Source organism: Nocardioides seonyuensis (assembly GCF_004683965.1).
Lineage (GTDB): Bacteria > Actinomycetota > Actinomycetes > Propionibacteriales > Nocardioidaceae > Nocardioides > Nocardioides seonyuensis.
Window position 1 is genome coordinate 2,524,380 of record NZ_CP038436.1, and the last position, 21,863, is coordinate 2,546,242.

The following is a 21,863-nucleotide window of genomic DNA, read 5'->3' on the forward strand; positions in this document are numbered from 1 at the left end:
CGCCTGTTGTGGGGGAGCGCCGCCGCCTAGTCTCGCTGCATGAGTGAGCAGACCCCCGGTTCCGGACACCTCGTCGACGGCCCGCACGACCCCGAGCTCGACCCTCGCGCGGCCTACGTGCTGGAGCGTGACTACGTCGCCTCGCTCACCGAGCGCCTGGTCGCCTCCACGGGCGAGACCGACGCGGTGAGCTCGCCGGTCGGGGGGCGTCCGCTCGCCCACGTGCCGCAGTCGAGCGTGGCCGACGTCGACGAGGCCTTCGCGCGTGCGCGCAAGGCTCAGGCAGCCTGGGCGCAGACCTCGATCGACGTGAGGGCCGCGGCCCTGCTGCGTCTCCACGACATCCTCCTCGACCGCCAGGAGGAGCTGATCGACCTGATCATCTGGGAGTCCGGGAAGGCCCGCAAGGACGCCTACCTCGAGGTGGCCCACCTGGCCCTCACCGCGCGCTACTACGCGCGGACCGCTCACCAGCACCTCGACACCACGCGGGTCGCAGGCATGTTCCCCGTCCTCACCCGGGCCGAGGTCAACCGCGTGCCCAAGGGTGTCGTCGGCATCATCTCGCCGTGGAACTACCCGCTCACGATGGCGCTGTGCGACGGGATCCCCGCCGTGCTCGCGGGCAACGCCGTGGTCGCCAAGCCCGACGCGCAGACCACCCTGACCGCGTTGCTGGCCGCCAGGCTCCTCGAGGAGGCAGGCGTGCCGCGCGAGGTGTGGCAGGTCGTGGCCGGCCCCGGTCCCGAGGTGGGCGGAGCGCTCGTGGAGCGCGCCGACTACATCTGCTTCACCGGCTCGACCGGCACCGGCCGGCTCATCGCCAAGGGGTGCGCCGAGCGGCTGATCGGCTGCTCGCTCGAGCTCGGTGGCAAGAACCCCATGCTGGTCCTGCGTGACGCCGACGTGCAGCGCGCCGCCGAGGGCGCGGTCCGTGCGGTCTTCGCCAACGCCGGGCAGCTGTGCGTCTCGATGGAGCGCCTCTTCGTCGCCGACCAGGTCTACGACCGCTTCGTCGACGCCTTCGTGTCGCGCACCCAGGCGATGACGCTGGGTGCCAGCCTCGACTGGTCCGTCGACATGGGCTCGCTGATCTCGCAGTCCCAGCTCGACACGGTGACCGCGCACGTGGAGGACGCGGTGTCCAAGGGAGCGCGCGTGCTCACCGGCGGCAAGCCACGGCCCGACCTCGGGCCCTTCGTCTTCGAGCCCACCATCCTGGAGGGGGTCACCGCCGAGATGAAGTGCTTCGGCAACGAGACCTTCGGCCCGGTGGTCTCCCTCTACCGCTTCCACGACGAGAACGAGGCGGTCGAGCGCGCCAACGACGGCCTCTACGGCCTCAACGCCTCGGTCTGGACCCGCGACGGCACCCGCGGCCGCGCGCTGGCGCGTCGCATCAAGTGCGGCACCGTCAACGTCAACGAGGCCTACGGCGCCACCTTCGGCTCGCTGGGTGCTCCGATGGGCGGCATGCGCGAGTCTGGCGTGGGTCGCCGGCAGGGGGCCGAGGGCATCCTGCGCTACACCGAGACGCAGTCCGTCGGGACGCAGCGACTGGTGCCCATCGCGCCGATGTTCGGGATCTCCGAGGAGCGGCACGCCAAGCTGATGACCTCCTCGTTGCGCCTGCTCAACAAGCTGGGCCGGGCATGAGCCAGTCCAGCCCGAGCCGGCACTACGACGTCCTCGTCATCGGGTCAGGCTTCGGCGGCTCCGTCTCGGCGCTCCGGCTGACCGAGAAGGGCTACTCCGTCGGGGTGCTCGAGGCGGGCGCGAGGTTCGAGGACGACGACTTCCCCGACACCTCCTTCGACGCCAAGCGCTACATCTTCGCCCCGGCGCTGGGCATGTACGGCATCCAGCGCATCGACATGGTCAAGGACTGCATGATCCTGGCCGGCGCAGGGGTCGGTGGCGGCTCGCTGGTCTATGCCAACACGCTCTACGAGCCGCTCGACCCGTTCTACCGCGATCCGTCGTGGGCGCACATCACCGACTGGAAGTCCGAGCTGGCGCCCTACTACGACCAGGCCAAGCGCATGCTCGGCGTCATCGAGAACCCCCTCATGACGCCGTCGGACGAGGTCATGAAGCAGGTGGCCGACGACATGGGGGTGGGGGACACCTTCCATCCCACGCCGGTGGGCGTCTTCTTCGGTGGTCCCGGGCAGACCCACCACGACACGGTGCCGGATCCCTTCTTCGGCGGCGTCGGCCCCGACCGCAACCCGTGCAAGGCGTGCGGCGAGTGCATGACCGGATGTCGCTTCAACGCCAAGAACACCCTGGTGAAGAACTACCTCTACCTCGCCGAGCAGAACGGCGCCGAGGTGCACCCGTTGACCACCGTCACCCGGGTGCGACCGCGCGCCGGGGGCGGCTACGAGGTCACTGCCAGGTGGACCAAGGCAAAGCTCTCGCGCAGCAAGGCGGTGAAGACCTTCACGGCCGACCAGGTGATCTTCTCCGCCGCGGCGCTCGGCACCCAGAAGCTCCTCCACAAGCTCAAGGGAGAGGGCGACCTGCCCGGCATCAGCGACCGTCTCGGGGTGCTGACCCGCACCAACTCCGAGGCGATCCTGGGAGCGCTCGCACCGGACACCTCGGTCGACTACACCAGAGGGGTGGCGATCACCTCGTCGTGGCACCCCGACGAGAGCACCCACATCGAGCCGGTCCGCTACGGCAAGGGATCCAACGCGATGGCCTTCATGCAGACGGTGCTGACCGACCAGGTCCCGGGTGAGAACCGCATCAAGTCCTGGCTCAAGGAGCTGTGGGCCAAGCGCAGGGAGGCCCTCGACCTCTACGACATGAAGCACTGGTCGGAGCGGACCGTCATCGCGCTGGTCATGCAGACCCTCGACAACTCGATCACCACCATCGGCGTCAAGGGCCGCTTCGGTTGGCGCATGTCGAGCAAGCAGGGTCACGGCGAGCCCAACCCGACCTACATCCCGGTCGCCTACGAGGCCACGCGCCGCATCGCCGACGTCATGGGCGGAACCCCCGGCGGCAACATCGGCGAGCCGTTCGAGCGACCGCTGACCGCCCACTTCATCGGCGGCTGCACGATCGGGGACTCCCCCGAGACCGGTGTGGTGGACGCCTACCAGCGGCTCTACGGCCACGAAGGGCTCCACGTCGTCGACGGGTCGGCCATCTCGGCCAACCTGGGGGTCAATCCCTCGCTGACGATCACCGCCCAGGCGGAGCGGGCGATGGCCTACTGGCCCAACAAGGGCGAGGTCGACCAGCGCCCCGCCCTGGGCCAGCCCTACGCCCAGCTCAACCCGGTGGCGCCGAAGAACCCGGTCGTCCCCGAGGCGGCTCCCGCGGCGCTGCGGCTCCCGATCGTCTCCGTCAGCTAGCGGAGCAAAGTTTCCTCGAACTTTCTTCGAAGTCGGCCGTAACCCCCGGCTCGGACCTGCGTTGCTACGGGTGAAGGTCACGGCAGTCCGATCTACCCCAAGTGCTGTGGCCCTCACCGTCCGGGAGCATGCCCCCCAGCGTCCCCGGACACTCCATCAGGGCCCGATCACCGTCCCTCCCCGGTCGGGCCCTGATGCATGCCCGGACGAGCTCGGTGCTTGTCCGGACGGGCCTGATCCATGTCAGGACGAGCCCGGGGGCCTCGATAGACTCGCTGCCCATGACGGCCGCCCATGACCACGACCTCGTCCTCGTGGTCGACTTCGGAGCCCAGTACGCCCAGCTCATCGCCCGTCGGGTGCGGGAGGCGCGGGTCTACTCCGAGATCGTGCCCCACACCATGCCGGTGGCGGAGATGCTGGCGCGGCAGCCCAAGGCGATCATCCTCAGCGGCGGCCCCTCGAGCGTCTACGCCGACGACGCCCCCGGCATCGACGACACGGTCTTCGCCGCCGGCGTCCCGGTCTTCGGGATGTGCTACGGCTTCCAGCTGATGGCCCGCGGCCTGGGTGGCGAGGTCGCCCACACCGGCGCCCGCGAGTACGGCCGCACCCCGGTGCGCATCGCCGAGGCCGGCACCCTGCTGGCCGGTGTGCCCGTCGAGCACAAGGTCTGGATGTCCCACGGCGACTCGGTGGCCCAGGCGCCCGAGGGATTCACCGTGCTCGCATCCACCGACGTGACCCCCGTCGCCGCCTTCGAGGACCTCGACCGGCGCCTGGCCGGCGTCCAGTGGCATCCCGAGGTCCTCCACTCCGAGCACGGCCAGCAGGTCCTCGAGCACTTCCTCCACCACATCGCCGGCTGTCGGCAGACCTGGACGATGCTCAACATCGCCGAGGAGCAGATCGAGCGCATCCGCGAGCAGATCGGTGATGAGGGGCGCGCGATCTGCGGCCTGTCCGGCGGGGTCGACTCCGCGGTGGCGGCCGCCATCGTGCAGCGCGCGATCGGTGACCGGCTCGACTGCGTCTTCGTCGACCACGGGCTGCTCCGCAAGGGAGAGGCCGAGCAGGTCGAGCGTGACTTCGTCGCCGCGACCGGCGTCAAGCTCCACGTCGTCGACGCCCAGCAGCAGTTCCTCGACGCGCTCGCCGGCGTCACCGACCCCGAGGAGAAGCGCAAGATCATCGGGCGCGAGTTCATCCGGTCCTTCGAGGGGGCCGAGGCGGCCGTCCTGCGCGCAGCCGGCCTGGGGGACGACACCGACGGCGGCAAGGTCGCCTTCCTGGTGCAGGGGACGCTCTACCCCGACGTCGTCGAGTCGGGCGGCGGTGCGGGCACCTCCAACATCAAGTCCCACCACAACGTCGGCGGGCTGCCCGACGACCTCGAGTTCGAGCTCGTGGAGCCGCTGCGCACGCTCTTCAAGGACGAGGTGCGCCTGGTGGGCGAGCAGCTCGGCCTGCCCGCCGAGATCGTGTGGCGCCAGCCGTTCCCCGGTCCGGGTCTCGGCATCCGCATCATCGGCGAGGTCACCGCCGACCGGCTGGAGATCCTGCGCGAGGCCGACGCCATCGCCCGTGAGGAGCTGACCCGCGCCGGGCTCGACCGCGACATCTGGCAGATGCCGGTGGTCCTGCTCGCCGACGTCCGCTCGGTCGGCGTCCAGGGCGACGGTCGCACCTACGGCCACCCCGTGGTGATCCGGCCGGTCACCTCCGAGGACGCCATGACGGCCGACTGGGCCCGCCTGCCCTACGACGTGCTCGAGCGCATCTCCACGCGCATCACCAACGAGGTCGCCGAGGTCAACCGGGTGACGCTGGACGTGACGTCCAAGCCGCCGGGGACCATCGAGTGGGAGTGACCGCAGCGAGGGACGAGCGGAGGTCGCTCCCGCTCCAGTGAGGATCGAGTGGGAGCGACGGCAGCGGCACGAGCGGAGCGAACAGCCACCGGTGACTGACACCCTGCCCTAGGGTGCGGTCATGGAGGGGCAGCCGCGAGCGCTCGACCTCGACGGACTCGTCGGGGATCTCGACGCGCGGTTGGAGGACGCCGACCGCGCGCTGGCCCGGCTCTACCCCGGCGAACGGTCAGTCCGCCAGCCGGTGCACACCGTCTACGTCCCCGCCGACAGGTTCCGTGCCGAGCTCGTGACCGAGTACGGCGACGCCGCGCTGGCCGCGGTCGCCGACCACGAGGAGGTCCTGCTCACCCTCCTCGACGGCGACGAGGACCTGCTCGACCGGGTCCGGCACAAGCTGGGCCACGAGCCCGTCGAGGACCTGCGGGTCGACTTCGAGGACGGCTACGGCTCGCGTCCGGACGACGAGGAGGACGACGCGGCGCGGGCAGCGGCGCGGGCCCTGAGCTCTGCGGTCGCCTCGGGGACCGCCGCGCCGTGGCACGGGATCCGGTTCAAGTGCCTCGAGCCTGCCACCCGGCGCCGGGGGGTCCGGACGCTGTCGATCTTCCTGGAGGAGTACGCCGGCGACGACGGGCTTCCGGACGGCTTCGTCCTCACCCTCCCCAAGGTCACGTCGGTCGAACAGGTCGGCGCGATGGTGCACCTGACGGAGCGGTTGGAGGCTGCGCTCGGGCTGGGTGACCGGGCCCTGGTCTTCGAGATCCAGGTCGAGACGCCGCAGGCCGTCCTGGGTCCCGACGGGACGGCGCTGGTCGCACGCATGGTCCACGCGTCTGCGGGCCGGTGCACGGGGCTGCACTACGGGACCTACGACTACTCCGCCTCCTGCGGGATCGCGGCAGCGCAGCAGAGCCTGGAGCACCCGGTCGCCGACCACGCCAAGGCCGTGATGCAGGCGGCCGCCGCGGGCACCGGCGTACGACTCTCGGACGGGTCGACGAACGTGCTCCCCGTGGGTGGCGCCGACCAGGTGCGGGAGGCGTGGCGCAACCACTTGCGCCTCGTGCGCAGGTCCCTGGACCGGGGCTACTACCAGGGCTGGGACCTGCACCCCGCGCAGCTGCCCACCCGGTTCGCCGCCACCTTCGCCTTCTACCGCGAGGGCTACGCCGCGGCTGCCGCACGGCTTCGCGACTACGTGCAGCGCCGCGAGTCCGGCGTCCTGGACGAGCCGGCCACCGCGCGTGCCCTCGCGGACTTCCTCCAGCGCGGCGTCGACTGCGGGGCCTTGGCACCGGACGAGGTCGAGGCCTCGACCGGTGTCGACCACGACCACCTGGCCGTGCTCGCCCGACGGACGCGCACGGCCGACACCGACGGCAAGGGAGGCTGAGGTCATGGGAATCGTCCTGGGGCCCAACCAGTACGGCAAGGCGGAGACGCGCGTCGTGCGCATCGTGCGTGACACCCCGCGCCACGAGATCCGCGACCTCAGCGTGTCCACGGCGCTGCGCGGGGACTTCACGGCGGCGCACGTCGAGGGCGACCAGTCGCAGGTGCTGCCCACGGACACCCAGAAGAACACCGCGTTCGCCTTCGCGAAGTCGCACGGGATCGCCTCGCCGGAGGACTACGGCCTGGCGCTGGCGCGCCGGCTGCTCGAGGCCGCGCCCTCCGCGACCGGCGCGACGGTCCGCGTCGAGGAGTACGCCTGGGACCGGATCCTCGTGGACGGCGTGGGGCACGACCACGCGTTCGTACGCCGTGGGGGAGAGGTCCGCACCACCGAGGTGGACGTGTCGACCTCGGGGGCGCAGGTGACCTCCGGCATCAAGGACCTGGTCGTGCTCAAGTCGACCGGCTCGGAGTTCAAGGGCTTCCTGCGCGACGAGTACACCACGTTGCCCGACGCCGACGACCGCATCCTGGCCACCTCGCTGGCGGCCACGTGGCGCTACGCCGATGCGGTGGAGCGGGACTGGAACGCGGTCCACGACGACGTGCGGACGCTGGTGCTGGCGACGTTCGCGACCACCTACAGCCGAGCGCTGCAGCAGACGCTGCACGCCATGGGAAGCGCGGTGCTGGAGGCCCATGGGGAGATCGCCGAGATCTCCTTCTCGGCGCCCAACAAGCACCACTTCCTCGTCGACCTCGAGCCGTTCGGGCTCGAGAACCCCGGCGAGGTCTTCATCGCCGCCGACCGGCCCTACGGGCTGATCGAGGCCACCGTGTGCAGGGAGGACCAGGGATGAGTCGCTCGCGAGCCGGGATCCCGGCCTTCAACGTGATGGACGATGACGAGGCCCGAAGGCACCTGCTGACCTGTCTCGACGTGCCGAGATGGGCCGACGAGGTGCTCGCGGGCCGTCCCTACGACCACCTCGGCCAGATCGAGGAGCGGATGACCGCCGCCGCCAGGACCCTCACCGACGACGAGCTCGAGCGTGCCCTCGCCCGGCACCCACGCATCGGTGAGCGTGCGGATGCCGCCACGCAGGACGAGCTGCTCTCGGCCAGGGAGCAGGCTGGTGTCGACCCCGCTGACGCCGAGCTCGCCGAACGGCTGGCGGCGGGCAACCGCGCCTACGAGGAGCGGTTCGGCCGGGTCTTCATCATCCGCGCGGCCGGACGCAGCGGCCGGGACATCCTCGACCAGCTCCGGCTCCGGATGGACAACAACGACGAGGTCGAGCGCGCTGAGACGATCGAGCAGCTGACCCAGATCGCCCACCTACGGATCCAGGAGGTCCTCGCCTGATGGCCGCACTGAGCACGCACGTCCTCGACACCAGCCGCGGGCGACCGGCCGCCGGAGTCCGCGTCACGCTCGAGTCCGTGAGCGGCACCGACCTCGGCGAAGCCGTCACCGACGACGACGGACGTGTCGCTTCGCTGGGCCCCGGCTGGCTCGAACCGGGCGACTACCGCATCCGATTCCACACCGGCGCCTGGTTCACCTCGGACGGCATCGACGCCTTCTATCCGGAGGTGGTGGTGGCCTTCAGCGTGGCGAGCGACGAGCACTTCCACGTCCCGCTCCTCCTGAGTCCCTTCGGCTACTCGACCTACCGTGGCAGCTGAGACCCTGTTGCGGGCGGTTCGCGCGGTTGTTGACGGGCGCGAGACGAGCGTCGCGGTGCGGGTTCGTGGCGGCGTCGTCGTCGAGCTGGCGTCGTACGACGCCCCCGCTCTCGGCGCGCGTGAGGTGACGCTGGCCGATGACGAGGTGCTGCTCCCCGGCCTGGTCGACACCCACGTCCACGTCAACGAGCCCGGACGGACCGAGTGGGAGGGTTTCGCGAGCGCCACCAGGGCCGCCGCGGCAGGGGGCGTGACGACGATCCTCGACATGCCGCTCAACAGCATTCCGCCGACCACCTCGGTGGCCGCCCTCGAGGCCAAGCGGGACGTCGCGCGCGACCAGGTCCACGTCGACGTCGGCTTCTGGGGAGGTGCGGTGCCGGGCAACGTGCCGGACCTGGCGGCCCTGCACGACTCAGGTGTCTTCGGGTTCAAGTGCTTCCTGCTCGACTCGGGGGTGGAGGAGTTCCCCGCGCTGTCCGCCGACGACTTCGCTGACGCGATGACCGAGGTCGCCCGCCTCGGCTCCCTGATGCTGGTCCACGCCGAGGAGGCCGACCTGATCGCGGACTGCCCGCACGGGACGCCGTACTCCGCCTTCCTGGAGAGCCGACCCGACGCTGCCGAGGAGCGTGCCATCGGCCTGGTGGTCGACACGGCTCGGGCGACGGGAGGTCGCGTCCACGTCGTGCACCTGAGCGCGTCCGGGGCGGTTCCCACCCTGCGGGCCGCTCGCGCGGACGGGGTGGACGTCTCGGTCGAGACGTGTCCGCACTATCTCTACTTCGACGCCGAGTCGATCGCCGACGGAGCGACCGAGCACAAGTGCTGCCCGCCGATCCGCGGTGAGGCCAACCGGGAGGCGCTGTGGGCTGCTCTCGTCCAGGGCGACGTGGACCTGGTGGTGACCGACCACAGTCCGTGCATCCCCGAGCTCAAGCACGCGGACAGTGGTGACTTCGCGGACGCGTGGGGCGGGATCGCGTCGTTGCAGGTGGGGCTCCCCGTGGTGTGGACGGCCGGTCGCGAACGTGGTGCCTCGCTCGTCGACGTCGCGCGCTGGATGGCCACGGCTCCGGCTCGGCGCGCCCGGCTGGGCGGCAAGGGCGAGATCGCCGTCGGCGCCGACGCGGACTTCTGCGTCTTCGCCCCAGAAGTCCAGCAGGTCGTCGACGCCGCAGCCTTGCACCACAAGAACGCCGTGACGCCCTACTCCGGGCGTACGCTCACCGGCACCGTGCGCCAGACCTGGCTGCGCGGCGTGCCGATCGACCTGGCCGGCGCCCCCCGCGGGCGGCTGCTGAAGAGGGACGACTCGTGAGGATGGTGTCGCTGTGACCTACTGGGTGCCGAACGGCGGTCATCCCGCCCAGACCGAGCTGACCACCGACCGGGCGGTGTTCACCGACGCCTACGCGGTGCTGCCGCGAGGCACCATGCGCGACATCGTGACCAGTCGGCTCCCGTTCTGGGACGACACACGCCTGTGGGTGCTGGCGCGCCCGCTGTCCGGCTTCGCCGAGACCTTCTCGTGGTACGTCGTCGAGGTGGCGCCTGGCGGCGGATCGGAGCGGCCCGAGGACGACCCAGCGGCCGAGGGCGTCCTGTTCGTGGTCGGGGGAACCCTCCGGCTGACGATCTCGGGCATCGACCACCGGGTCGGGTCCGGCGCCTACGCCTTCATCCCGCCGGGGACGACCTGGTCCCTGCGCAACGAGGACAGCACGGCAGCGACGTTCCACTGGGTCCGCAAGGCCTACGAGCGCGTCGACGGGATCGAGCCCCCCGAGGCGTTCGTGACGCAGGAGACCGAGGTCTCCGCCGAGCCCATGCCCGGCACCGACGGCGCGTGGAGCACCCAGCGCTTCGTCGACCCGCTCGACACCCGCCACGACATGCACGTCAACATCGTCAGCTTCGAGCCAGGTGGTGCGATCCCCTTCCCCGAGACCCACGTGATGGAGCACGGGCTCTACGTCCTCGAGGGCAAGGCGGTCTACCTGCTCAACAAGGACTGGGTCGAGGTCCAGGCCGGCGACTTCATGTGGCTGCGCGCGTTCTGTCCGCAGGCCTGCTACGCCGGGGGGCCGGGCCCCTTCCGCTACCTGCTCTACAAGGACGTCAACCGGCACCCGCGCCTGACCCTCTGACCGCGAGTGATCTTGTCGACGCCCTGAACTTCCACTCGTGCGAGTGGAAATCCCGCGCCTGAGGCCGTCGGTGAGCGTGGGAGCGAATGAACTTCCACTCCAGCGAGTGGAAATCCATCCGGGGGTCGCACGAAGGACAGGTGTGATCGCCGTCACGCCCGCGTAGAGTGTTCCTGGCAGGCCGTCGTTCGGCATGGACAACCGGCGGCCCGTGACTCCCACAACCATGCGACCGAAGGGAGTGACGTGCCTGAGCCGCAGATCGTCGTCAACGGCACCCCCCGCACCCTGGACGGGGTGCCCGCCTTCACCAACGCGCTCGACTTCCTCCGGAGCCTCGGCCTGACCGGCGCCAAGGAGGGCTGCGCCGAGGGGGAGTGCGGCGCGTGCGCGGTGCTGGTCGCCCGGCCCGACGGTGACGGCAGCAGGTGGACACCGGTCAACGCGTGCCTCGTCCCCGCGGCTGCGCTCGACGGGCAGGAGGTCGTCACCGCCGAGGGGCTCGGCACACCCGACGACCTGCACCCGGTCCAGGCGGAGCTGGCGTCGCGCGGCGGCTCCCAGTGCGGCTACTGCACGCCGGGCTTCGTGTGCTCCATGGCCGCTGAGTACTACCGCCCCGAGCGCCCGGACTCGCAGCCACTCGAAGGCGGGTCCGACTCCGAGCACGGTGCCGAGCGCGGGCCCAACGGCTTCGACCCCCACGCCATGAGCGGCAACCTGTGCCGCTGCACCGGCTACCGGCCCATCCGTGACGCTGCGTGGGCCCTCGGAGCGCCCGCCCCGGGCGACCCGCTGGCGGCGCGGCGGGAAGAGCCCGCTCCCGAGGTGTCCGCCACCAGGGTCGACGGAGCGGGGGGCGCGTTCGTCCGGCCCGGCAGCCTGGCCGAGGCGCTGGACCTGCTCCACGACCACCCCGACGCCACGGTGGTCGCCGGCGCGACCGACTGGGGCGTCGAGGTCAACCTGCGCGGTCGCCGGGCGTCGTACGCCGTCGCGGTCGACCACCTGCCCAGGCTTCGCGGGCTCTCGACCGGTGAGGTCATCGAGATCGGCGCCGGGCTCACCCTCAGCGAGGTCGAGGCCGGCCTGGGTGGCGAGGTGCCGCTGCTCGACGAGGTCTGGCCGCTCTTCGCCTCCAGGCTCATCCGCAACTCCGCGACGATCGGCGGCAACATCGGCACGGCCTCCCCGATCGGCGACCTGCCGCCGGCCCTCCTGGCACTCGAGGCGAGTGTCGTGCTGGCCTCGCGCGAGGGAGATCGGGAGGTCGCCCTCGCCGACTACTTCACGGGCTACCGCGAGACGGTGCTGAGGCCGGGCGAGCTGATCACGTCCGTCCGTGTGCCACGGCCGCTCGCGGCGCTCACGGCGTTCCACAAGATCGCCAAGCGGCGGTACGACGACATCTCCAGCGTCGCGGTCGGGTTCGCGCTCGACGTGGTCGACGACACCGTCGTACGCGCTCGGATCGGGCTCGGCGGAGTGGCCGCGACGCCGATCCGCGCCCTCGCCACGGAGGCGGCGCTCGAGGGCCGGCCATGGACCTTCGAGACCGTCGAGGCGGCGGCGGAGGTGATGCGTGGGGAGGGGACGCCGATGGACGACCACCGTGCCAGTGCGGCCTACCGCTCGGCGATGCTCGGCAACGCGCTGCCCAGGCTGTGGTCTGAGACGGGCAGGCTGCCGGCGGAGGTGGGCCGATGAGCGACCTGTCACGACGCCCGGACGATCCCGCGGTCGGGGTCGCTGTCGCGCACGAGAGCGCCGCCCTGCACGTCACCGGTCATGCGCTCTTCACCGACGACCTCGTGCACCGCACGCGCGACGTGGTGCACGCCCACCCGGTCTGCTCGCCGCATCCGCACGCCCGGGTGACCCGGCTCGACACGGCGGCGGCGCTCGAGGTGGCGGGCGTGGTTCGCGTGCTCACCATCGCCGACGTGCCCGGGGTCAACGACGCCGGGGTGAAGGGTGACGAGCCGCTGTTCCCCGAGGAGGTGATGTTCGTCGGCCACGCGGTCTGCTGGGTCCTCGGCGAGACCCTCGAGGCTGCCCGGCTGGGGGCCGAGGCCGTCGAGGTCGACTACGAGCCGCTGCCGGCGATCGTGGCGCTGACGGAGGCGATCGAGGCGGGCAGCTTCCAGGGCGGTCAGCCGGTGGTCAGCCGCGGCGACGTCGAGGCCGGCCTGGCTGACGCCGCCCACGTCTTCAGCGGCACCACGGAGATGGCAGGGCAGGAGCACTTCTACCTCGAGACGCACGCCGCGCTCGCGCTCGTGGACGAGAGCGGCCAGGTGTTCGTGCAGAGCAGCACGCAGCACCCCTCGGAGACGCAGGAGATCGTCGCCCACGTGCTCGGCCGCCACAACCACGACGTGACGGTGCAGTGCCTGCGGATGGGTGGCGGCTTCGGCGGCAAGGAGATGCAGCCGCACGGCTTCGCGGCGGTCGCGGCGCTGGGGGCGGTTCTCACCGGGCGACCGGTCCGGGTACGCCTCACCCGCACCCTCGACATGACCATGACCGGCAAGCGCCACGGCTTCCACGCGCAGTGGCGGGTCGGCTTCGACGACGACGGACGACTGCTCGCGCTCGAGGCGACACTCACCTCCGACGGCGGATGGAGCCTCGACCTGAGCGAGCCCGTGCTGGCACGCGCGCTGTGCCACGTCGACAACGCCTACTGGATCCCGCACGTCCTCGTGCACGGCCGTGTCGCGCGGACCCACAAGACGTCGCAGACCGCGTTCCGCGGCTTCGGCGGGCCGCAGGGCATGCTGGTGATCGAGGACGTCCTCGGCCGCTGCGCCCCGCTGCTCGGGGTCGACCCCCTCGAGCTGCGCCGCCGCAACTTCTACGTCGCAGGACAGGCCACGCCGTACGGCCAGGAGGTGCGTCACCCCGACCGGCTCGCGACGGCCTGGGACCAGGTGATCGCGTCCGGGCAGGTCGACGACCGGCTCCGGGAGATCGCCGAGTTCAATGCCGCCCACCCCCACACCAGGCGCGCACTGGCCATGACACCGGTGAAGTTCGGGATCTCGTTCAACTTCACGGCGTTCAACCAGGCCGGCGCGCTGGTGCACGTCTACAAGGACGGCTCCGTGCTGATCAACCACGGCGGCACCGAGATGGGCCAGGGCCTGCACACCAAGATGATCCAGGTGGCGGCGACGGCGCTGGGCGTCCCGCTCCATCGGGTGCGCCTGGCGCCCACCCGGACCGACAAGGTGCCCAACACCTCGGCGACCGCCGCGAGCTCCAGCGCCGACCTCAACGGTGGCGCGGTCAAGGACGCCTGTCACCAGATCATGGCGCGGCTCGCCGAGGTCGATGCCGGTCGCGGCCTCCCGTGGGAGGAGCTGGTCCGGGAGGCCTACTTCAGCCGCGTGCAGCTGTGGGCGGCAGGGTTCTACCGGACCGAGGGCATCCACTGGGACTCGACCGTGATGCAGGGCCACCCGTTCAAGTACTTCGCCTACGGTGTCGCGGCGACCGAGGTGGAGGTCGACGGCTTCACCGGGGCCTACCGCACCCGCCGCGTGGACATCGTCCACGACGTGGGCGACAGCCTGTCGCCGCTCGTCGACATCGGCCAGATCGAGGGCGGCTTCGTCCAGGGGGCGGGCTGGCTGACCCTCGAGGACCTGCGCTGGGACGAGTCCGACGGCCCGGGCCGCGGTCGGCTCACCACCCAGTCGGCCAGCACCTACAAGCTGCCGAGCTTCAGCGAGCTGCCCGACGAGCTCAACGTCGCGCTCCTCGAGCACGCCCACGAGGACGGAGCGGTCTACGGCTCGAAGGCGGTCGGCGAGCCGCCGCTGATGCTGGCGCTCTCGGTCCGTGAGGCGCTGCGCCAGGCGGCCGCGGCGTTCGGCCCTGAGGGCACCAGCGTCGACCTGGCGTCACCGGCCACCCCGGAGCAGGTGTTCTGGGCGGTCGAGCGGGCCCGTGGCGCCGACCCGGACCACGTGGCCGTGGGGAGTCCCGGGATCGCTCCCGAGAAGCCGGACCCGTCTGCGCCGCGCCTGCACCCGGAGTCCGAGCGGGTCTCTCGCGAGGCGGTCGGGCACGAGTCGGTGGAGGCCTGACGTGCACTGGCTTGCCGCTGTGGAGGAGCTCCGCCGCCAGCGTCGTGCCGGGGTGCTGGTCACGGTCGTCGATGTCCGCGGCCATGCACCGCGCGATGCCGGCGCCAAGATGGTCGTCGCTGCCGACGACACCTGGGGCAGCATCGGGGGTGGAAACCTCGAGGAGACCGCCGTCTCCCGGGCGCGGGCGATGCTCGACGAGCAGGTCGCCATCCCCGAGCAGCTCACGCTGGGCCTGACCGACAAGACCCGCACGGACCACGGACGCCAGTGCTGCGGCGGCGAGGTCACCGTGCTGCTCGAGCCGCTGGTCGTCGTACCCTCCGTGGCGGTCTTCGGCGTCGGCCATGTCGGGCTGGAGCTCGCGCGGATCCTGGCGCGACACGACCTCGAGCTGCACCTGGTCGACTCGCGCTCCGGTCAGCTCACCGACGAGCGACTGGCGTGCCTGGCCGATGCCGAGGCGCGGGTGCGTGTCCACCACTCGCCGGTCCCCGAGCTCGCTCTCGGCGCGGTGCCGCAGGGCACCCACGTGCTCGTGATGACCCACGACCATGCCGAGGACTTCGCCGTCTGCGACGCGGCCCTGCGTTGCGAGCACCTGGGCAGCGTCGGGCTGATCGGGTCGGCCGCCAAGTGGGCCAGGTTCAGGTCGGGCCTGCTGGTCGAGGGGCACGACGAGCAGACGATCGCCAGGATCCACAGCCCGATCGGGGAGTCTGGCCTGCCTGGCAAGGAGCCGGCCGCGATCGCGGTGTCCGTCGCCGCCGACCTGCTCCGTGAGATCGCGGCCGACTCCACCGAGGTCCGTCGGTGATCCTCTACCGCGCCCGGGTGCTCGACACCCCGGACGACCCGTTCGCTGGTGGTTCACTGCGCAGCCACGAGGACGCCGGCCTGCTCGTCGTCGACGGCGTCATCCGTGAGCGTGGCGGCTTCGAGAGCATCCGGGCGCGCTACCCCACCGGACCCGTCGTCGACCTGCGCGACGGCATCCTGCTGCCCGGACTGGTCGACACGCACGTCCACTTCCCTCAGGTGCGGATCATCGGCAGTCTCGGCCTGCCGCTGCTGGACTGGCTGGAGCAGTGCGCACTCCCGGAGGAGTGCCGCCTCGTCGACGTCGACTACGCCCGCGTCGTGGCGAGGGAGTTCGTCGACGGCCTCGTTGCTGCCGGGACCACCACCGCGCTCGTCTTCGGGTCGCACTTCGCACCCGCCGTGGACTCTCTCTTCTCGGAGGTCTCGAGGGTCGGCCTGCGCGTGACGTCGGGACTGGTCGTGAGCGACCGTGCGCTGCCGGATCCGCTGCTCACCACACCCCAGCGGGCGTACGACGAGGCGCACGCCCTGGCTGCCCGCTGGCACGAGGTCGGGCGGACGCGCTACGCCGTCACGCCGCGGTTCTCCTACTCGGCGGGCGAGGGGATCCTCGACGCGTGCGCCGCCGTCCTGAAGGACGTCCCCGGGGCGTGGTTCACCTCGCACGTCAACGAGAACCCAGCAGAGGTCGCCGAGGTGGCCAGGCTCTTCGCCGACGCCGAGCACTACGTCGGCACCTACGACCAGCACGGACTGCTGGGGGAGCGCTCGGTGCTGGCCCACAACGTCCACGCCAGCGACGCCGAGCTCGCGGTCATCGCTGGATGCAGCGCTTCGGTTGCCCACTGTCCTGCGAGCAACTCCGCGCTGGGCAGCGGGCTGTTCCCGATGCGCCGACACGTGGAGCACGGGGTCCGTGTCGCCCTCGGCTCCGACGTCGGCGCCGGCACCGGGTTCTCGATGTTCAAGGAGGGGCTCCAGGCCTACTTCGCCCAGCGACTCCTCGGTGACGCGGGCCTGCCGCTCACACCTGCCCACCTGCTCCACCTGAGCACGGCCGCAGGGGCCGCGGTCCTGGGGCTGGCGGACACCGTCGGCGACCTGTCGGAAGGCAAGCAGTTCGACGCCATCTGCCTGCGCCCGCGCGCAGGGACCTCGCTCGACATCGGCCTGCGCCACGCCGGCTCGCCGGAGGATGCGCTCGGCAAGGTGTTCGCCCTGGCCGGTGACGCCGACGTGGCGGACGTGTGGATCGGGGGCGAGCAGGTCTCCTCGGGCGGGTTCCGGCGACCGACCGGGCCTCAGAGCTGGAGTATCGCCGCGGAGACCAGGTAGGCAGCGGAGACGGCCTCCGGGTCGTGCAGGTCTCCCGGGTCCTCCAGTGCGGCCTCGGAGCGCGCGCGTACGGCGGCCCCCGGATCCTCGGCCACCAGGTCGACGCGCAGCCGCTCGATCACCGCGTCGGCATCGTGTTGGTCCAAGCCATCGAGCGCGAGTCCGTTGTGGAGCAGGGTGGCCGCTTCAGCCATGGCCTCCCGGGCCATCGCGGGGTCCGCGTCGGGCCGCGTCTGCGCGACCGTCTCGGCGGTGTCGAGGAATCGGCCGAGCAGCGGGTTCTCGTGGCTCGTGGACATTCCACTGAGGGTGCCAAGTGGTGGCGGTCGCGGCAACGGAGTATCGCGCTGCCACCTGAGGCGACGGTGTCGCACAACTTGTGCGCGGGGGTTGTCCGCGAGTCCTAAACGCACTAGAATCGAACACACGATCGAACCAGGAATCTCGAGCTCGGGCCCTACCTGATAGCCGATCCCACGCGGCTGAATCTTCCTTACTGAACTGGCCTCCACACCTGTTGTCGACGCGCCCTCCACAGGCGCGGAAGGGCCAACCCAGTGAGTATCTCCGCCAGCGACCCGCAGCACGGGTGGCGTGCGCCGGGCACCGAGCCGGTCGCCTCGCCGCACGTGGCTGGGGTGTTGGCGCGGGTGGGCGAGGCGCTGGACGACCTTGGCGCGCTGTCGCTGGGTGCGTTGTCTGATCCGGACGTGACGCGGGTGCTGGAGGCGGCGACCTCGGCTGTCGGTCGGGTGACCGCGCAGGCGTGCCGGGTCGGTGTCGAGGCGGACCGGCGTCGGCTGGGTGACGAGATCGGCGCCCGGCACACCCATCAGTGGTGGGCTCGTCGCACGCGTCTGACCCGTGGCGAGGCCGCTCGGCTGGTGCGACTGGGCAAGAGCCTGGAAGAAGACCTGCACGCGCCGGTGGGTGCCGCGCTAGCTGCTGGTTCGTTGCGGGTGGACCAGGCGCAGGTGATCGTGGCTGCGGTGGACGCGATCCCGGATGAGGTCGAGACCGCCGACGGGCCGGTTCGTCACATCGACGCGTCCGTGCGTGCCCAGGCGCGTGACCACCTGCTGGAGGTCGCGGCCGAGCACGACGCGAAGGTGCTGCGGCGGGTCGGCAAGCACATCCTCGACGTCGTCGCCCCCGAGGTGGGTGAGGCGTTGGAGCAGCAGCTCCTCGAGAAGGAGGCCCAGAACGCCGCCGCGACCGCGTTCCTCAAGCTCCACGACGACGGCCACGGCAAGACCTGGGGAAGGTTCGCCCTCCCCACCCACCAAGGCGCCGCACTCAAGCTCGCGTTGCACGCGATCGCCAACCCCGCCCGCCACGACCACGACGCGTTGAAGGACACCAAGACCGGTGAATGGCGCCCGACTCCACAGCGACTCGGGCAGGCGTTCGGCGAGTTCATCGAGCGCTATCCCGCCGACCGGCTCCCGCAGACCGCCGGTGTGAACGCCACCGTCGTGGTCACCCTCGACCTCAAGGCCCTCCACACCGGCCTCGGCGTTGCGACGTTGGGCAACGGCGACCGGATCAGCGCCTCCACCGCCCGCCGGCTGGCCTGCGAAGCAGGGATCATCCCGCTCGTCCTGGGCGGAAAGTCCATGCCGCTGGACGTCGGCCGCTCCAAGAGGTTCCACACCAAGTACCAGCGCATCGCCCTGACCGTCCGTGACAAGGGCTGCACCGCCGAGGGCTGCGACATGCCCCCGGACGCCTGCCACGCCCACCACGACCTCGAATGGTCAGCCGACCACGGCCCCACCAACGTCGACACCGGACGCCTGCTGTGCCCCCACCACCACAGGCGAGCCCACGACCCCCGCTACGAGACCCGCACCGGCCCCGACAACAAGGTCAGCTTCCACAGACGGACGTAAGCCGAAGGCGGATCTTCACTTCAATTCGCTCATTCACGGCGCAAGGGCGTGTGTGCACGATGCTCGCGGCGTGCCCGCCGCCGGACACATCCACGACCACATCGTCGTACGCCGCTCGGGACGTATGGCGTTGCGGCTGTCAGGACGACCGGCTCGTCATACGTCACTGGTCCAGGCGGGAATTCTGGGCGGAGTGAGCGCACTCAGTGAGCCGACCCCTGGACAGGGCAACTTCGACGAACACCCCGTGACGGCAGCTTCACCGAGAGCTCTCGCATGGACGACCGGGCTGAGGTAGGACCAGCGACGCCTTTACGCACAAGGCACGATCGAGTCCGGTCACTCTCCCGACTCGAGGATGACGTCGTACGCCGGGATCGTGAGGAAGTCGGGGAACTCCTCGCCCAACGCCGACTCGACGAACAGGCGACGGGCGTCCTTCCAGTGCCCCAACTCGAAGACCTCGACGCCGACCACGTCGCGGAGGGCGGCGTACTCCTCCTCCACGATGCGCTCGACCAGCTCGCGCGTGATGACGTCGCCGGTGTCGAGCACGGCGGAGCTGTTGATCCACTGCCACAGCTGGGACCGCGAGATCTCGGCCGTGGCGGCGTCCTCCATGAGGTTGTCGATGCCGGCGGCGCCGTTGCCGGAGAGCCAGGCCTGGATGTAGGTAATGCCGACCCGCACGTTGGTGCGCAGGCCGTGTTCGGTGCGTTCTCCCGGGGTGCGGTCCACGGCGAGCAGTTCGTCAGCTGTGACAACGACGTCGCTGCGGCTCACGTCGAGCTGGTTCGCCCGGTCGCCGAGGGTTGCGTCGAACACCTCGGCGCACAGGGGCACCAGGTCGGGATGAGCCACCCAGGAGCCGTCGAAGCCGGCGCGCGCCTCCCGCGTCTTGTCCTCACGCACCTTGGCGAAGGCCCGCTCGTTGACCTCGGGGTCACGGCGGCTCGGGATGAAGGCGGCCATTCCGCCGATCGCGAAGGCGCTCCGGCGGTGGCAGGTCTGGACGAGGAGGTCGCTGTAGGCCTTCATCATCGGTGCGTCCATGGTGACGGCGTTGCGGTCGGGCAGGGTGAACTCCGGACCGGCGTCGCGGAAGTTCTTGATGATGCTGAAGAGGTAGTCCCACCGTCCGGCGTTGAGCCCGGCCGCGTGGTCGCGCAGCTCGAAGAGGATCTCGTCCATCTCGAAGGCCGCGGTGATGGTCTCGATCAGCATGGTCGCCCTGATGCTGCCGTGAGGCACGCCCAGTGCGGCCTGGGCGTGGGTGAACACGTCGTTCCAGAGCCTGGCCTCGAGGTGGGACTCCATCTTGGGAAGGTAGAAGTACGGTGCGCTGCCACGCGCGAGGAGTGCGTGGGCGTTGTGGAAGAAGTAGAGCCCGAAGTCCACCAGGCTCCCCACCATCGGCCGCCCGTCGACGAGCAGGTGCGCCTCGTCCAGGTGCCAGCCACGCGGCCGCGGCAGGATCACGGGCACCCGGTCGGGGTCAGCGATCCGGTAGTCCTTGCCCTCGGCCGAGGTGAAGGTCAGCTCGCGGCGTACGGCGTCACGCAGCACGACCTGTCCGCCCACGACGTTGCGCCAGTGGGGCGTGTTGGCGTCCTCCAGGTCCGCCAGCCACACCTTCGCCCCGGAGTTGAGTGCGTTGATCGCCATCTTGGGGTCGGTCGGTCCGGTGATCTCCACGCGGCGGTCCCGCAGATCGGTCGGAACCGGCGCGACCGTCCAGTCGCTCGACCGGACGACCTCCGTCCCGGGCAGGAAGTCCAGGGCGCCGCTGGATGCGATCTGGGCACGGCGTCCCCGGCGGGCCGCGAGCAGCTCGTCACGACGGTCGTGGAACTTCGCGTCGAGCCCAGACAGGAACGCGAGCGCATCGGAGGTCAAGACCTCTTCGGACCTCGGAACCGAGGGTCCGGCGACTTCTGGAGTGACCATGTGCCACCGTAACGCTCGCCCAGCTCATCACAGTCGGGCTCAGTCGGTGAGCAGCGCGGTCCGCTCGGCGGCGAGCAGCACGGCGCCGACGAGCGAGGCGCGCTCACCCAGCTCTGATGCGACCACCGGCGTCGCGGCTGCGGCGTCGAGCGCATGCCGGCGCAGCCCGATCCGGGCGGAGTCCAGCAACAGGTCCCCGGCGCGGGCCATGTCGCCGCCGACGACGACCAGGCCGGGGTTGAGCAGGTTCACCACGCTGGCCAGGGCCCACCCGAGGTGGAGTCCGGCGTCCTCGATCGCGCGCAGCGCCGACACGCTGCCGTCGCTCGCGGCGCGGACGATGTCGTCGACGGAGGCGTCGGGCAGCTGGGTGTGCATCATCGCCTGCAGGGCGCCGGTCGAGGTGTAGGCCTCGAGGCAGCCACGGCTGCCACAGCGGCAGACCGGACCGTTCTCGTCGAGGGTCAGGTGCCCGATCTCCCCGGCGGTCCCGCCGCTGCCGCGGAAGATCTGGTCGTTCAGGACGATGCCCGCGCCCACTCCGGAGGACACCTTGACGAAGACCGAGGAGTCGACGTCGCGAGCCACTCCCTGCCGGTGCTCGGCCAGGGCGCCGAGGTTGGCGTCGTTCTCGATGTGGACCTCGACGCCGAAGCGGGTGCGCACTGCCTCGACGGCGTTCACGCCGACCCAGCCGGGGAGGATCGCCGACGACAGCACCACCCCGTCGGTCATGGGTGCCGGGAGGCCGAGCCCGACGGTGCGCAGGTCCTCGGGGTCGCGGGAGGCCTCGCCCAGGACCTCCCTCAGAAGCTCCAGTGCGGTGTCGAGGCCCAGGTCGTGGGGGTGTCCCGAGTCGAGGCGGGTGCGCCGCTCGGCGAGGAGGGTCCCGGTGACGTCGCCGAGCGCCACGGCGACGTGGCTGTGCCCGAAGTCGATGCCGGCGACGAGACCGGCCGACGAGGCCAGCGCGACCGTCGTACCCCGCCGCCCGGCGCCGGGCTCGGTCGTGACGAGGCCGGCGGTGGCGAGCTCGCGCACGATGCTGGACACCGTCGCCGGAGCCAGGCCGGTGCGCCGGGCGAGGTCTGCCTGTGCGACCACGCCGCCCCCGCGCAGCACGTCGACGACGCGGCGCTGATTGGCCGTGCGCAGCGATGCGGTCGATCCGGGAGCCGAGGGGACCGGCGGGGGACTCATGGAGGAACTGTGGGCTGTGGGGCACCTTGTCGTCAAGAACGACGTACAAATCGTGTCAATGGTCCCTCAGGTCACAGTTTGCATTCAGGTC

General features: G+C 71.0%; 17 protein-coding genes. 14 read left to right on the forward strand and 3 right to left on the reverse strand.

Going from position 1 to position 21,863, the window contains the following annotated elements; translation table 11 throughout:
• The first annotated feature begins 39 nt into the window (after window positions 1–39).
• The 13 genes from EXE58_RS12265 to EXE58_RS12325 all read left to right on the forward strand — a co-directional run bounded on the left by EXE58_RS12265 (window position 40) and on the right by EXE58_RS12325 (window position 16,733).
• On the forward strand, window positions 40–1,656 hold the full coding sequence (locus EXE58_RS12265; protein WP_135268154.1) for a succinic semialdehyde dehydrogenase: 1,617 nt from the start codon (window positions 40–42) through the stop codon (window positions 1,654–1,656).
• On the forward strand, window positions 1,653–3,374 hold the full coding sequence (locus EXE58_RS12270; protein ID WP_135268155.1) for a GMC oxidoreductase: 1,722 nt from the start codon (window positions 1,653–1,655) through the stop codon (window positions 3,372–3,374). The genes EXE58_RS12265 and EXE58_RS12270 overlap by 4 nt, the downstream gene beginning before the upstream one ends.
• 281 nt (window positions 3,375–3,655) lie before the next feature.
• Window positions 3,656–5,245: a glutamine-hydrolyzing GMP synthase gene (gene guaA, locus EXE58_RS12275; protein WP_135268156.1), complete on the forward strand. Its 1,590-nt coding sequence runs from the start codon at window positions 3,656–3,658 to the stop codon at window positions 5,243–5,245.
• A gap of 121 nt (window positions 5,246–5,366) precedes the next feature.
• Window positions 5,367–6,641: a DUF6986 family protein gene (locus tag EXE58_RS12280; RefSeq protein ID WP_135268157.1), complete on the forward strand. Its 1,275-nt coding sequence runs from the start codon at window positions 5,367–5,369 to the stop codon at window positions 6,639–6,641.
• A 4-nt stretch (window positions 6,642–6,645) separates the two neighbouring features.
• On the forward strand, window positions 6,646–7,503 hold the full coding sequence (gene pucL, locus EXE58_RS12285) for a factor-independent urate hydroxylase (RefSeq protein WP_135268158.1): 858 nt from the start codon (window positions 6,646–6,648) through the stop codon (window positions 7,501–7,503).
• Window positions 7,500–8,009, forward strand: a complete 510-nt coding sequence (gene uraD / locus EXE58_RS12290; RefSeq protein ID WP_135268159.1) for a 2-oxo-4-hydroxy-4-carboxy-5-ureidoimidazoline decarboxylase — start codon at window positions 7,500–7,502, stop codon at window positions 8,007–8,009. Before pucL ends, uraD begins: the two co-directional genes overlap by 4 nt.
• Entirely contained in the window at window positions 8,009–8,332 is a 324-nt protein-coding gene (gene uraH / locus EXE58_RS12295; protein ID WP_135268160.1) for a hydroxyisourate hydrolase, read from the forward strand. Before uraD ends, uraH begins: the two co-directional genes overlap by 1 nt.
• Window positions 8,322–9,653 carry an allantoinase AllB gene (gene allB, locus EXE58_RS12300; RefSeq protein WP_135268161.1) on the forward strand — a complete coding sequence of 444 codons (1,332 nt, stop codon included), beginning with the start codon at window positions 8,322–8,324 and terminating at the stop codon, window positions 9,651–9,653. The genes uraH and allB overlap by 11 nt, the downstream gene beginning before the upstream one ends.
• Window positions 9,654–9,666: 13 nt before the next feature.
• Window positions 9,667–10,482 carry a bifunctional allantoicase/(S)-ureidoglycine aminohydrolase gene (locus EXE58_RS12305; RefSeq protein WP_135268162.1) on the forward strand — a complete coding sequence of 272 codons (816 nt, stop codon included), beginning with the start codon at window positions 9,667–9,669 and terminating at the stop codon, window positions 10,480–10,482.
• A gap of 246 nt (window positions 10,483–10,728) precedes the next feature.
• Window positions 10,729–12,189, forward strand: a complete 1,461-nt coding sequence (locus EXE58_RS12310) for a xanthine dehydrogenase small subunit (RefSeq protein WP_135268163.1) — start codon at window positions 10,729–10,731, stop codon at window positions 12,187–12,189.
• The gene (xdhB, locus tag EXE58_RS12315) at window positions 12,186–14,576 is read left to right on the forward strand and encodes a xanthine dehydrogenase molybdopterin binding subunit (protein WP_135268164.1); all 2,391 of its coding nucleotides are present in this window, start codon (window positions 12,186–12,188) and stop codon (window positions 14,574–14,576) included. The genes EXE58_RS12310 and xdhB overlap by 4 nt, the downstream gene beginning before the upstream one ends.
• A gap of 1 nt (window position 14,577) precedes the next feature.
• Window positions 14,578–15,393, forward strand: a complete 816-nt coding sequence (xdhC, locus tag EXE58_RS12320) for a xanthine dehydrogenase accessory protein XdhC (protein WP_135268165.1) — start codon at window positions 14,578–14,580, stop codon at window positions 15,391–15,393.
• Window positions 15,390–16,733, forward strand: coding sequence for a guanine deaminase (locus tag EXE58_RS12325; protein WP_135268166.1), 1,344 nt, complete (start codon window positions 15,390–15,392; stop codon window positions 16,731–16,733). The genes xdhC and EXE58_RS12325 overlap by 4 nt, the downstream gene beginning before the upstream one ends.
• Here the strand turns inward: EXE58_RS12325 and EXE58_RS12330 are convergent.
• Window positions 16,700–17,032, reverse strand: a complete 333-nt coding sequence (locus tag EXE58_RS12330) for a hypothetical protein (RefSeq protein ID WP_135268167.1) — start codon at window positions 17,030–17,032, stop codon at window positions 16,700–16,702. The two genes, EXE58_RS12325 and EXE58_RS12330, sit on opposite strands and share 34 nt — an antisense overlap.
• A 258-nt stretch (window positions 17,033–17,290) precedes the next feature.
• Between EXE58_RS12330 and EXE58_RS12335 the strand changes: the two genes are divergently transcribed.
• Window positions 17,291–18,625 carry an HNH endonuclease signature motif containing protein gene (locus EXE58_RS12335; protein WP_135268168.1) on the forward strand — a complete coding sequence of 445 codons (1,335 nt, stop codon included), beginning with the start codon at window positions 17,291–17,293 and terminating at the stop codon, window positions 18,623–18,625.
• A gap of 339 nt (window positions 18,626–18,964) precedes the next feature.
• On the opposite strand, the gene aceB is transcribed toward EXE58_RS12335, so the two are convergent.
• Entirely contained in the window at window positions 18,965–20,572 is a 1,608-nt protein-coding gene (aceB, locus tag EXE58_RS12340) for a malate synthase A (RefSeq protein ID WP_135268169.1), read from the reverse strand.
• Window positions 20,573–20,611: 39 nt separating this feature from the next.
• Window positions 20,612–21,772: an ROK family transcriptional regulator gene (locus tag EXE58_RS12345; protein ID WP_135268170.1), complete on the reverse strand. Its 1,161-nt coding sequence runs from the start codon at window positions 21,770–21,772 to the stop codon at window positions 20,612–20,614.
• Window positions 21,773–21,863 lie beyond the last annotated feature (91 nt).